Annotated in this window: 14 protein-coding genes; 6 read left to right on the top strand and 8 right to left on the bottom strand. The window is 39.5% G+C overall.

Annotated features, from left to right (window positions below; all coding sequences use genetic code 11):
* The first annotated feature begins 238 nt into the window (after window positions 1-238).
* Window positions 239-1,237, top strand: a complete 999-nt coding sequence (locus QPX86_RS00355) for a LysR family transcriptional regulator (protein WP_285163817.1) — start codon at window positions 239-241, stop codon at window positions 1,235-1,237.
* A 106-nt stretch (window positions 1,238-1,343) separates the two neighbouring features.
* Here QPX86_RS00355 and QPX86_RS00350 read toward each other — a convergent pair whose 3' ends face one another.
* Window positions 1,344-2,309 carry a LysR family transcriptional regulator gene (locus QPX86_RS00350; protein ID WP_285163816.1) on the bottom strand — a complete coding sequence of 322 codons (966 nt, stop codon included), beginning with the start codon at window positions 2,307-2,309 and terminating at the stop codon, window positions 1,344-1,346.
* Window positions 2,310-2,828: 519 nt separating this feature from the next.
* Here QPX86_RS00350 and QPX86_RS00345 point away from each other — a divergent pair.
* The 5 genes from QPX86_RS00345 to QPX86_RS00325 all read left to right on the top strand — a co-directional run bounded on the left by QPX86_RS00345 (window position 2,829) and on the right by QPX86_RS00325 (window position 5,839).
* Window positions 2,829-3,326, top strand: coding sequence for a DUF2726 domain-containing protein (locus QPX86_RS00345; RefSeq protein ID WP_285163815.1), 498 nt, complete (start codon window positions 2,829-2,831; stop codon window positions 3,324-3,326).
* Between the two features lie 84 nt (window positions 3,327-3,410).
* Window positions 3,411-3,884 (top strand): nitrite reductase, encoded by a 474-nt coding sequence (locus QPX86_RS00340; protein WP_220755301.1) that lies wholly within the window; start codon window positions 3,411-3,413, stop codon window positions 3,882-3,884.
* 16 nt (window positions 3,885-3,900) lie between these two features.
* The gene (locus tag QPX86_RS00335) at window positions 3,901-4,590 is read left to right on the top strand and encodes a 4Fe-4S dicluster domain-containing protein (protein ID WP_220755300.1); all 690 of its coding nucleotides are present in this window, start codon (window positions 3,901-3,903) and stop codon (window positions 4,588-4,590) included.
* Window positions 4,587-5,528, top strand: a complete 942-nt coding sequence (gene nrfD / locus QPX86_RS00330) for a cytochrome c nitrite reductase subunit NrfD (RefSeq protein ID WP_220755299.1) — start codon at window positions 4,587-4,589, stop codon at window positions 5,526-5,528. Before QPX86_RS00335 ends, nrfD begins: the two co-directional genes overlap by 4 nt.
* A gap of 20 nt (window positions 5,529-5,548) precedes the next feature.
* Window positions 5,549-5,839: a cytochrome c3 family protein gene (locus tag QPX86_RS00325; RefSeq protein WP_220755298.1), complete on the top strand. Its 291-nt coding sequence runs from the start codon at window positions 5,549-5,551 to the stop codon at window positions 5,837-5,839.
* A gap of 282 nt (window positions 5,840-6,121) precedes the next feature.
* On the opposite strand, the gene QPX86_RS00320 is transcribed toward QPX86_RS00325, so the two are convergent.
* The 7 genes from QPX86_RS00320 to QPX86_RS00290 form a co-directional block, all read right to left on the bottom strand.
* Window positions 6,122-7,165 (bottom strand): inorganic phosphate transporter, encoded by a 1,044-nt coding sequence (locus QPX86_RS00320; RefSeq protein WP_285163814.1) that lies wholly within the window; start codon window positions 7,163-7,165, stop codon window positions 6,122-6,124.
* A gap of 11 nt (window positions 7,166-7,176) precedes the next feature.
* A complete protein-coding gene (locus tag QPX86_RS00315; protein ID WP_285163813.1) occupies window positions 7,177-7,845 on the bottom strand; it encodes a DUF47 domain-containing protein in 669 nt (222 codons plus the stop codon).
* 110 nt (window positions 7,846-7,955) lie between these two features.
* Window positions 7,956-8,780, bottom strand: coding sequence for a hypothetical protein (locus tag QPX86_RS00310; RefSeq protein WP_285163812.1), 825 nt, complete (start codon window positions 8,778-8,780; stop codon window positions 7,956-7,958).
* A gap of 17 nt (window positions 8,781-8,797) precedes the next feature.
* Window positions 8,798-10,144 carry an OprO/OprP family phosphate-selective porin gene (locus tag QPX86_RS00305; protein WP_285163811.1) on the bottom strand — a complete coding sequence of 449 codons (1,347 nt, stop codon included), beginning with the start codon at window positions 10,142-10,144 and terminating at the stop codon, window positions 8,798-8,800.
* Between the two features lie 330 nt (window positions 10,145-10,474).
* The gene (locus QPX86_RS00300) at window positions 10,475-11,797 is read right to left on the bottom strand and encodes a hypothetical protein (protein WP_285163810.1); all 1,323 of its coding nucleotides are present in this window, start codon (window positions 11,795-11,797) and stop codon (window positions 10,475-10,477) included.
* A gap of 10 nt (window positions 11,798-11,807) precedes the next feature.
* Entirely contained in the window at window positions 11,808-12,278 is a 471-nt protein-coding gene (locus tag QPX86_RS00295) for a CYTH domain-containing protein (RefSeq protein ID WP_285163809.1), read from the bottom strand.
* 53 nt (window positions 12,279-12,331) lie between these two features.
* Window positions 12,332-12,967 (bottom strand): hypothetical protein, encoded by a 636-nt coding sequence (locus QPX86_RS00290; protein ID WP_220755291.1) that lies wholly within the window; start codon window positions 12,965-12,967, stop codon window positions 12,332-12,334.
* Window positions 12,968-13,287 lie beyond the last annotated feature (320 nt).

The raw sequence follows: 13,287 nt of genomic DNA, 5'->3' as shown, positions 1-13,287 counted from the left end.
CCTAACAACTGAACAAAAAACCACTAACATTTTATACGTTATTGCCACCAAAAACATACAAACCAATAAACTGCATCTCATTTGTATTTTTTATCCAGCTGAATAATATAGTGTTTAGGTCATACAATAGTGTCAAAATACCTCTAAAGGGGTAATCTGTGAGTTGAACACGGTTTAGACACTGATTGTTATGATAAGTTCCCAAAATCGGAATAACTCAAGCACTTGGTAAAAATGAATGCAAAAGCAACTATCAAGATTAGATTATTTTACTCTTAAGGTCCTTATTGGCCTCTTTGAGTTCAAAAATGGCAGTGTGGTTGCCGAAAAGCTCAACAGCACTCAGCCAAAGGTCAGTCGCGCACTTAGTACCATGCGTGAAGTAATCCATAATGAGTTATTTATCAGACAGCAATATGGCTTACAGCCTAATGCGATGGCCGAACGTCTTTACCCCCTCGCAAAAAATATCGTGTCTGCCTATGATCAAATGGCTGACGTGGCTAACACAAAGCCAGAGCATCATCGTATGTTGCATATTGGTGCCCCAGAACAAATGTCGACCTTCATCTTAAAGTCGATTGAAGAAGCCAGTGAGATCCTCGGTATAAGCCACACGGTTGATATTCACCCTTGGGTTGAAAATGTGGAGCAAATGATTGTACAAGGCAAACTGGACTACTCCATTTCTTCTCGTGAATTTCAACACGAAAGTGTCGTCAATGATAAGTTAGGCGATGTTGAATTTTGGTTTTTGGTAGTACGTAAAGATCACCCCATTCTTCAAGGTGAAATTACCCTAGAGGCGATTCTGAGCCATAGATTAGTCTTCATTCATAATGGGCCGACTTCAGAGCTCAATGAACTCGTTAGTCGCTGTTGCGAAACTGTCGATCTTAAAGCCAATATTAGCTTAATTACTTCAAGCTTATTAATGGCATTCGAGCGAGTCGTTCACTCTGATGATGTCTGTTGGGCACCATCAGTTTTTCCGTTTGAATTAAGTAAACAACGTGATGATGTAGAGCTAGTTGATATGACTGAATTCTATAAAGAACACTTTAAAAATATTACTAATTTACGTCACCCCAGTCATTTTTTGCAATTTCATGAAACGCATCAAAATGAATTTACTTCTCTTTTATCTAGTATTATGCAAGATAACTTAAAGTCATATCAAAATTTATATAAAAACCTTAGTATTGATGAACTAACTAAAAATGGCAATATTAAATAATAGAATTAGCTATTTTAGATTTAATTTATTTTTATATATAAATCAAACCAAAAATAAAAAGCCACTCATCATTGAGTGGCTTTTTATTTATAAATCCTCAGCAACTTTAATGCAAAGCGGAATGAACTAACCCTTGAATTTTTTCTGATAACCACTGGAAATTAGCTTCATGATTATTCTTGTTATAAACCATATATAAGGTTGGTGCTTTGACTTCCATAAACAACCTTTCTGATTCAACTTCTGCTAGCCGACAAGCGTGCAAGCCAGGCGTCGTATTGATCATATTATATATAGAGCTATAAGGCAGTAACGCAACTGCGTTAGTTTGTCTTAGGTATTCGAATAAGCTAGAAACACCATTTAAATCCATTTCTGTATTTAGTGATATCTGTTTACGGTAGCAATACTCTTGAAACGCACTCATTTTCTGTTCCGCATCACCAACATTACTATTAACGTATGGGTATTTGGCAATTGACTCTAAGGTAATTTCTTCTTTTAGAATTGGATGTTTCTCATCACAAATCAAAAAAAGTTTATTTAATTTTTTTAACGGTAATACAGCTAAGTTATCATCTATACTTTCGAGATTACCTATCGCTTTACTGCAGCAGATACCAATATCAATATCCCCAGAAACAATATGTTCAAGGGAAGACTTATTCCAAGCAGAGATATTAAAATTGACATCTTTACCTGCATCTCTAATAGATGTTAATAGCATCTTAGGAAAAGGAAATGACACTAAATCAGGAGCGACAATTTCAAAGTTATGAACATTATCAGCAATAGCCTCACCATGCAGCTGCTGCAGGCTATTAGAGCATTCCAAGATCTGCTTAGCAATGGGATAAACCTTGCCTGCGAACTCGTTAGGTACTAGGCCATACTTCTTACGTATAAACAGCTCATTGCCAAAAATTTCACGAGCATGTTTAAGACAACGGCTTATCTTGGGCGCTGGTACGTTCAATTTATTAGATACATATGTCGCGGATTTGTTTTCATAGAGATTCACTAGAATATTAATGCTTAATAAATCTAGGTCACTATAGCTAATATCTCTCATCTAAATACCTCCCAATGATAAGTTCAATTTAATAATACCCAATTTACATTTAAATTTGTTATTTTATTTTAATTGTTTTATGAAAATGTTTGTCATGTCACTTATTCGGTTATACAGAAAACGAATAATAAATATTTGAAAGATGCAATACTAAAAATCATAGCACCTTTTATTAATAAAAAACTATAAATACAGTAATAAAAATATCATAAAAGCTACTAAAGCCTTGCTGGGACCGCTTTCCTTTAACTAAGAATAATAATTACAAGAATCCTACTCAAGCTAATTACATTAATTAAAATACCCCATTCAAATATTCAAAAAATGAAATTCAAAATATAACTTTTAAAATTTGTAAAATATAAATAACAATAAACAACCTCAAACCAGAGTTTTAAATACAAAAATAACCATCCAAATATTTAATTGATTTAAATCAATGTTTGTAATCCCACTCGGGGAAATACTGAATGTGCTTTAAAAATAAATTTAATAATCAATGAAAGTTTGGAGGCGTTTATGAACACATCAGTCATATTAAGCTATGCTTTTGTCTACTTTGTATTGTTCCTGGTTGTCCCTTTTGTTTTAGTGACATTTACTATGACCTGTATAAAATTTTTCAAAACAAGCCATGTAGAGAATGTGGGAGTTAATATTAAATTAAACCCAGATAAAATTGCTAATAAGCCAGTCGGTATTTTTAATAAACTAAATACAATAGTTAAAGGGAAATACAACATCTTATACGGCACAACAATGGACACCATCGTTGATATCGATAATACAGACCAACCTGAATTTGCCCATCAGCATTTACAGCACTGTCACCTTGATTATGTGGTTGTCGATGATAAGTCATCAGTGAAACTGGTCATTACTGACCCTCAGCACAACACGCCTGAGAATAATGAGTTTATCGACCACTCATTAGCAGAAGTCGGCATTAAAGTGATTCACCTTGCAAGTAACCAACAATGTGATGAAACCCTAATCCGTAACTCTCTCGCTGCATAACTCTATCGAGTGCTGAAGTACCTCTTCAGCACTCCAATCCTTAACAAGACTCAACTGTATCACTGAATTATGTGAGGGCTCATTATGTCCAAAATATCAAGAATTACTCTTCCCCTGCTGACCTCCATTTTGATGGTGGTACTTAGCTTTACCGCTCCAATTGCTAAGGCCGACACTCCTGAGCTAAAAATGAATCAAAATCGTCAGTGCATCATGTGCCATAAGAAAAACGGCAATATGTATGGCGTACATGCCAACGATGCTTTAGGCCAAACCTGCCAGGACTGTCATGGTGAAAAAGGTAAGCATCCTCGCGGCGAGTCAGAACTCATTGGTTTTGACGAAAGCTCACCAGCCACAGCAGAACAACAAACAGCAGCTTGTATGGCATGTCACGGTCAAGAAGAACTTGCCGAAGCTGATTGGACCCACAATGTCCACTCAGACAAAGTGAACTGCGCAGACTGTCATCAGCTACATCCAGAAGTCGATCCAATTATTGGCCAAACAGAAAGTGTTCGCATCAAGTCATGCGTTAGCTGTCATGAAAGCCAATAATTAGGAGGATAAAACAATGAAAAAAGAAAGAAGACTATTTTTAAAAGGTGCATGTGTAGCAGCGGTTGGCGTTGCAGGCGCATCAGGTCTGAGCATTGCTAACTCTAGCACCAGCAAAGACGATGGCACCCCAAACTGCAAATATGCCCTAATCCATGATGAAAATAAATGTATTGGCTGTGACGCTTGTTCTGTTGCCTGTCGTGAAACTAACAATGTACCAGAAGGTGTAAGTCGACTCGATATTGAGCGTGAAGGACCATTTGGCGAATACCCTAACCAATTTTACCGTTTCACTCGTAAGTCTTGCCAGCAATGTGAAGGTAAGCCATGTGTGAATGTTTGCCCGACAGGCGCCGCTTACCATGACCCTAAAACTGGCATTGTCAGCGTGGATGAGTGGAAGTGCGTGGGCTGCTTATATTGTATTGCTGCATGCCCATATCAAATTCGCTTCATTAACCCAGTAACTAAAGCTGCTGATAAATGTGATTTCTGTAAAGAGACGCGTTTAAAGGAAGGTAGACAACCTGCATGTGTTGAAGCCTGTCCAACCAAAGCACTGACCTTTGGCGACCTTAAAGATCCACATTCACAAGTAGTGGAAGTGCTTAAGACCACGCCTAATTATCGCAGTAAAACAGAACTAGGCACTCGTCCAAAAGTGTTCCGTATTGCTTCGCAAGAGGGAGAAATCAAATTATGAGCCCATTCCATTTTGACAGCCTCATTTGGCACTGGCCAATCGCCATCTACTTATTCTTAGCTGGGATATCAGCAGGTGCAATTTGTTTTGCTGTGTTATTAAAACACTTCAAGCTGGGCAAGCACGCCTATAAATCAAGTTTTGTACAGGCCGCCTGTTTGATTGCGCCGCTAGCAGTATTTGCAGGCCTTGGGATCCTGGTGGTCGATTTAACTAAGCCGTTCGATTTTTGGAAAATCTTAGTGTTCTACAACCCAACCTCAGTCATGTCTGTGGGTGTAGCAGTCCTAATGGTTTATCAAGTGGCATTGTTTTCATGGCTTGCCTGTTTGTTCAAAGAGCCGATTTTGAAATGGTGTGACAACCGTTGGCCTATCGTTGAAAAAGCCTTAAATATCTTAATGAAATTTGAAGCAACGATTACGGGTTTATTGGTCATCCTGGCACTTTCTTTAGGGGCATACACAGGGTTCTTATTGTCAGCACTGACAACATTCCCAATGCTCAATAACCCAGTACTGCCGATGTTGTTCTTAATCTCTGGTATTTCATCTGGCGCAGCGGGCACCTTGCTTGGCGGTGTATTGATGAAGGGTAACCCAGACGGTAAAGAAGTGCATTTCATTCATAACATTGAAATTCCATTGATTTTGCTTGAACTAGCACTGCTATTTACCTTCTTCTTGGGACTTATCCTATCTGGTGGTCAAAGCCAAGTTGCGGCGCTCAATGCCATTGGTGAAGGCTTCTGGGGCTGGGTGTTCTGGGCAGGGATCATTGTGGTCGGCTTAGCGATGCCATTAGCGTTTAACTTGTTCATGACCACATCTGCTAAACGTAAGTTCTCGTATGTCGCCATCACAGCAAGTTGTAGTTTATTCGGCGTGCTATTACTGCGTAATTTCATTCTTTATACCGGTCAAATGACCGTTGCTTAATCATTATTTAGGAGTTAACCATGCTTAAAGTTTTAGGATTGTCCATTTTATTAAGCTTCTCAGGTGCAGCACTTGCAGATTCAATTGCAGATACTCATACGGAAATGGCTGGATGCGAAGCTTGTCACATGGACGGTGAGCCATCTGCAGATATGGCCTATGAGAATCAGACTTGTATCGATTGTCATGGCGGCTTAGATAGTATCGAAGGTGAAATTCACCAGCAACATGACGGTGTTTTAGACTGTGGCACTTGCCACATCGTACATGAAGTACAAGACCCAAATGATACATGTGCCGATTGTCACTAGCACCGTAATCACTTAATAAAAATGGATGATCAGTCTTTAGCTAGAACTGAAAGTGATGATTAGCCTCTTAGGAGGCTAGCAAATCGAAGAAATGACTTAAGACATTTCATCGTATTAACAAGGAAGTCATTGGGCAGGATGCCATTTTATTATCCACTTTGCACAACTCTTAACATTACCTAAGAAAGTGCACCCAACCTCCAAATGGGTTCGCCACCTTTAACAAGGTGGCTTTTTTGTTTTAGCATGCTAATTTCACTTGCTACCAATATCAAAACAAGCTTAAACAACCACTTGCTTAAACAAGTTCTGCACGATGAATAAACCAATAAAACAAGCTATTGCCGATAAAATAGGGGTAATAACCCAACCGACTAATATCTTACCTAATACAGGCCATTGAATCGGTAAACGCTTTAACAAAGCGATACCAATCACCGCGCCAATCACAGCTTGCGAACTTGAAACAGGTACTAACGGTATTGCTGGTAGTCCCATGTTCACAAAACCATTAGACAACGACTGAGAAGAAAAGATAAACAACACAATAGAATGTGCCATCACCACCACCCAAGCGGTAACAGGTGTCATTGATATGAGGTTACCTCCAACAGTCATCATCACTTTTTTAGAGTAAGTAAACACCCCAACGCTTATGGCTACAGCACCCAAAAAGAACAATTGCATTGCGCCAGTAAACTCAATACCCGCAAACTCAAACGCATCCAACGGCGCACTAAGTACAAACACACCCATGACGTTGGCAATGTTGTTCGCCCCTAAACTATAAGCGCCGAATGCGCCCGCTAATATCAAGCCAATCCGTGTCCATTGATCAAGCTGAAACAGGCCTGGCCGCCACCAGTTAATTGCTCTAGTCACGGCTTTATATAAAATAACCGCAGTGATCGCAGCAAGAATTGGACACATCACCCAAGTGCTTAAAATTTTGGTCAATACTTCAGGGTCGGTTGCCATACCACTAAAGAGATTCCAGCCGATAATAGCCCCGACAATCGCTTGACCAGTCGATACAGGTAAACCTGACTTTGTCATAAGATATACTGTGGTCGCAGCAGATAAGGCCACAGTAAAAGCCCCACCAATGGCTGATACTTTACCAAGTGCCCCTAGGGTATGTGATGCACCAGCGCCACTGATCACAGCGCCCAGAATCACCATCACTGAACAAATCATTGCCGCTGTGGAGAACTTAACCATCTTAGAGCCGACAGCGGTGCCAAACACATTAGCTGCATCATTGGCTCCTAATGACCAACCTAAAAACAAGCCACTCGATAAAAACACCCAAATCGCAATATCCATATTATTCCCTCCTACTGAACCCGTTTGAGAGTAAATATGGCGACCCGATCACTGATGTCTTCTGCAAGATTGGCCACCTGATCAATTCGGTCGAAAAAATACCTTAGTTGCACTTTATTAATCAGGGGTAAATCAGTGTCGAATAAAATTGTTTTAGCCCGAGTACAGGCTTTGTCGGCATCACTTTCAAATAAAATGACTTTCTGGTGATATTCTTGCACCCGTTGAAGATCTGTGAAAAAGCTTTTAGCACAAAGTAAGGTGTGATCAATGGTACTGCCAACCGCCGCAAGTAACCTCATTAGATCTTGCTCTACAGCTTGGGGGATCAAGGGTTTTTCAATTTGTAGGTGCAAACCAATGGTCTCTTGGCGATTGATCAAACGATCGGTTAAATCAATAAGTGAGGCAACATCACTGCGTAAATCGGGAATTAAGGTTTTGCGGTACAGCGTTTGCTCAATTTCCCGCTTTAACACATCGGCTTCATGCTCAATGGCTTGTAAGTCTCTCAATGCTTGAATAAATTCGTCGCTATTGGGCCCATGAGTTAAATACATCTGCCACATGTAAACGAACTTATGTTGTGCGAGAGTCACTTGATCGAGAAATAAATATACATTGGTTTCAGTGGACTGACTCTGAGAAAGAAGCGTAGAAATTCGAGAAAAACCAAACATGGCATCTCCTTAGTAAAGGTAATGTTGACAGGGGAAAAATTAAGAATGACTGAGCACTACCAATGGGAGTGAGGGTGATAATGCCCAGTCATGGGGTGAGCGCGTGGAACTTAATTGAACCCTTTGCTCATTTTAAAGGTAGAGCTTGTTTTCGAACCACTATGACCATGTTCAAAACCAACGGCTTCAACTTGCTCATATAAATGTTGATACACTTGCTCTAATTGCGCTTTATCTTTTACGTGCCCTTTGAAAGAGAACTCGTTAAAGCTGATGCGCGGTTTACGGTAATACGGCGTCCATAATTGATAGTCGATTTCGATATTATCAAAACGTTTATCATTTAATGTGCCTTCCCAACCATGCGTGCGCATGACCATGGTTTGAGCCACATCTTGCTTATTGGCTTCGTAGATATCTCCAACAATGTCCCACATCACAGGGTTGCGCTTAAGAATGGCAAACACGGCATTAATGTCGACATTCTTTACGTCAATTTCTGATGGTGAATATGGCACGTCGTAACTCACGCTGTAAGCTGCTTTGCCATCAGTGTAATCAATCTCAGCTTTGCGGAAATTGGTTAATTCTCCAAAGCCTTCTGGATTTTCAGCACGCAGTTTGACGGTAATTTTACTTTTACGTGGCTTACCTAAATCTTCACGCACGCGGATATTAATACTTTTGGCTTTAAAAGCGCGATTTGGCGTATCGAGATAGGTCACTAACTTAACTCTGACGTCCTCTTTCAAGTTGATAAAACTAAACGCTTCTTTAAACTCATCAGTTTGCTTAGACGCTGCATAAGGCATGGTTTTCGCCGTACCAGTATTTACATGGTATTCAAGCGAGGTAAACGCATCTGGCGATAAAGCATAAGCACTAGAACTTAAGCAGAGGTTTACCAAACCGATTAAAAATAGATTATTTCTCATCAAAAATTATCCTTCAATTAGAATGTAAATTGGAGTCTGGCTTGAAAAATATTGCCGTCTTGGTCATACATTTCTACGCCGTTAATATCTGTATAAGGGGTTTTGTAATCAGCTTGAGTGTGCACATAGTTCAACTGGGCTTTAAGGTTGTTTTCTAAGTACCAGTTCACACCAAGGATATAATCGGTTTTCTCACCGCCAGTGATGCCAGCATCGGTGTCATCGAAGTTTGCCACATCAATGCGCGCCGCAACTTCCCAGGCGCCGTAGCCACCAGCAGAGATAGCATTGGCAGGTTTAACCGTTTTGAAAGTGCCTTTCTTACTGCTGTAATTCCATTGCTCACCCGTTAAGGTATAAACCGCTTGCAGATAGTAGGCATCAACAGACACTGACTCATCATCAACTTGATCCGCTTTTGAGGTCACATACTCACCTTGAATCAACAGGTTTCGATGTTGATAAGCCATTTCTAAGCCATAGCTTTGTACTGATTCAGCATCAAACTTACCAGTATCAATAGTGCGACCCACAGGCTTGCTGCTTGGGCGGGCACGATAGCGCATTTCTTCTGCTTCACTATTATTGTTGGTATACATACCACTGACACCTAAGTGTAAAAGGTGATCACTTGTTTTAATTGGCGCCATGGTAAAGCGGCCGTTATAGACATCTTGTTTGAAGTTCAAATCATCGTCATTGATGTTTGCAGTGGTGCCGTAACCCAACATTAAGTTGTAGTCATTACCTTTGTATAACCACTGCACACCGACATTACGATCGGGTGAGAAAGTATCTGTACTCGCACGCTCTAAAAACGCTAAATTCTTTGAACTGCCAGTCGCTTCAAGACCAAAACCAAACTTTTGGAAACCCATGGTCAATTCTGAATTTTCCCAGCCTCGGTAGCTGACATTGGCATCTTTCACTTCAACTTCTGATTCACCATCAAAATCAAACTCTAATGAATACTTCCAAACATTTGAAAAGTAGCCTTCGACCCCAAAACGCACTCGACGAAAATCAACCGTATTTGCGCCACCTTCAAACTCACGTTTACTGCCGGTGTAAAAATCATCTGAATTAACATAGTCCAATTGAATGCGACCAGAAAATTCCATGGTCGACTTGCCATCCTTAGAGATAAATTCAGGTGAAGGGCTGCTGCTTGAAAACTTTAATCGGTCTGTTTTATTAGCTGCATCTTTGGCTTCAATTAATTCCATTTCTAATGCATCTAAACGTTCTTCTAATTCTGTGACTCGATCAGTATCCGCAGCAATGACTGCACCTGAAAAACAAAATAATGACACTGCAACAGCTTTAGCAACGCTTGTAACTGAAAACACATTTTCTTTGCTCATCTTTCTCTTCCTTAGATTATTTTTAATACTCAATGTGGAACAAAAATGTTTCTATCTTGTTAGCCATAGATTAGGTCTAGGCTTATAAAAAAAACATGATCAACATCAATTAATCACGACTTAATCTTACAATTATTCTTTAATAGTGAACTACAGCAACATCCTCATATTTCACAGTTTTATTTTCATCAAGCCAGCCGAATTCGTCCGATAAGCACAGCTTGCTCATTAGAAAAATAGATAAAATACCCTACTGATTTATAGCGTTACTTTGACGCGAATTAAGGAAGTTAACATCGTTACCTAACCCATCACCAAATGACAAAGCTGCTAACTAACCTGCTCTAACCTATGAATGCCTTTGCGGCTTGTTGTCAGTTTATAACGATGGTAAATACAGTCATTATCAGTATTAATCACTACAATAACGTTTATAGGATAGACACTATGTACGTGATGATTTTTTACATTATTGTCAGTTTCTTGCCAGTGATTTCGTACGGCTCTTGGTAGCAACCGTAAGCGCTTGCTCAAATTTATTGTCAGTTTATCTTTAAACTTAAATAATTCTCTTGCGGAAGATGTGATATGTGAATGATATATTCGCTTATAGACCAGCGCCTCTTGAAAGCTATGACTATCTGCACGATAAAAACGCTTACGTAATGCATTCACTTTATCGGGTAATTCGGTTGGTTTTTGTCGATATAAGGCTTCTTTAACGTCATATATGACCTGGCTCAAACCATGTTGATAAAAACGATAATGATGCTGAGAATACTTAGAGAAGTATTTCTCCATTAAGTAATTACGCCCTAACTCTTTAATTCGGTCTTTAAAAATGTATGACAGCACCAATGAGAAGAAAAAGGGAGTTGAAAAATTACCGAATGCCTTTTGAGTGGCGAAAGCAATGGCAGTAGCGAACGCCATTGCTAGTGCAGCTGCAAAACCAAAAATTAATTGCTCAGCGACTTCACCATTTTTAAGCTTTTTACGCTCTAATTGATGGGGACGATGGATCACCCTTTTTGCAATATGTAGTCGATTTAACAGTCTTTCTTTACCTGCTTCAGATGTAGGTGCGAGTTTGAGTTGCTGAGTGTCAGCCTCAATACACAAGCGTTGAATTTGTACCGTTAGCCAAGGCTTATCTTCTTTACTGGCTTGGTGTTTAGCTTGTAATAGTGATTGATGATAGTGATACATCAATAAATGCTGGGCTAATTTATAGAGCTTACTTTGGGTTAAAAGCTTTTCATTATCATGGATCTGTGAAAATTGCTCGATACGGTCTCCAACATATGCCAATTGCTTTAAATCAGCGTTTGCTTGCAAGTCGACAATACCGCTGACAAATTCAGATAAAGCTAAGATATAACGACTTTGGTTAGCTTGTGCTGACGCATAAGCCGTTTGCTTGATAATTAATAAATCTCTATCAATGGTGTGGCAGCTGATGGGGTCAACTTTGACTAACTGTTGTTGTTGCAACAAATTATGATAAAAGCTGCTTTTATTCATCACGTCGCTATTGTCAGCTAACTTTGCAGGAAAGAAAAAATAAGCCTGCAGTTGCACACGAGTTAATTCAGGCGGGATTTCCACCTGAATAGATAAGTGGTACTGATCAGCTATCGATAGCGACAACATAATAGTCAGCCTACCATTGGGTAAATGGTTGCTTCATCAGCATTGAATTATAGTAACGGGCATCGCCTGTTACTTCTTCTGCTAACCAACTTGGTTTATTGACGGTTTGTGCTTCATCGATTAATTCAACCTCTGCAACGGTCAATCCTTGGTTACTGCCGTAGAACTCGTCGACTTCAAAGATGTGTCCTTGGTGATCAACAAGGAATCGGGTTTTATCAATAACACCCGGTTCGCAGATTTTCAGTAGCTCTTGCGCCTCTTCAACAGAGATTTCTTTTTCCCATTCATAACGCGACGCACCCGATTCATTGCCGATTCCTTTGATGGTTAAAAAACCTTTGTCACCTTTTACACGCACTCGAACTGTGCGTTCAGGTACACTACTTAAATAACCTTGAATAATACGAACCGACTTACCCGCTTGGGCTTTAAACTCGTCACTTGATACTAAATATTTACGTTCAATTTCTTGCGCCATGATAGCTATACCCTATTTATAAATAAGTACGATGATGTAATGTACATGCAAGCTTAATTAGCTAATGGCAGGTTCTTCATACCGATCACACGCTTAATTGCTTGGAGGTAATTAATGTTTTCTACACCCGCTAAACGTAAATCTTTAACGGTTGTGTGGATATCATCCAATTCTGTAGACTCACTATTCACACTGACTAAGCGCGCACCATTAACCAGTACATTCGCCACTTCGCAAATTGTGTTGTTTACCATGTAACCAAAGCGTTCTTTATGAATTTTTACCGCTTGTAAGTCAGGATGGGCGTCGATGATAGCGATAAACTCTTCGAAGCTATAGCTGTCTTTCGCTAATGCTGGTTGCTCTACCATAAACGCAGGAAAAATCTCTTGTTCTAACTGTTGCTTACTAATTGGGAACTCTGCTTTTAACTTAGGATCCCACTGCTCTAAACCATCCACTGTTTGTACGTAACTTTTCACATCCATTTTTCCATCGCGGATTTTAGTGTTATTCAAGTCATTAGTACGAGACATGATATAGATTTCATCACTTTCGCGACGCCACACTTTTTCAGGTACCGGTACAGATAAGCGTGCCATACGTTCTGCCGCTTCAGTAAAGTCCTGCCCAAAAGTACGGAACTCAAAGCGTGGTTTAGAAATTTCACCAATCGTTAATTCAGACATACTGTTTCCTTTCGTTTTAAATCGTTTGTGATTAAGTACCCATTTACAGTACTCCTGTGTTTGATAAAAAAAACAGATCTAGATCATGTTTTACCCATTTTAGTTTTGACCTAATCTTACACAAAGGCACAAACACAAACCAAAGCAAAGAAAAATAACATTTAAAATCAGCAACCTAAAGCTGAAGACGATCATCACCAAAAAAACAAATCATGATCAATTAAAAACTAACAGTATATTTTATTGATCTTGATCCATTTTTACTCACGCTTTAAGGGGTATGGTTATCACATATGGAATTACGCTTAAGGTCAGAAGAA

The sequence above is a fragment of the Shewanella goraebulensis genome (assembly GCF_030252245.1).
Classification (GTDB): Bacteria; Pseudomonadota; Gammaproteobacteria; order Enterobacterales; family Shewanellaceae; genus Shewanella; species Shewanella goraebulensis.
The sequence above is the reverse complement of the archived record's forward strand: the minus strand, read 5'-3'. Positions and strand labels throughout refer to the sequence as shown.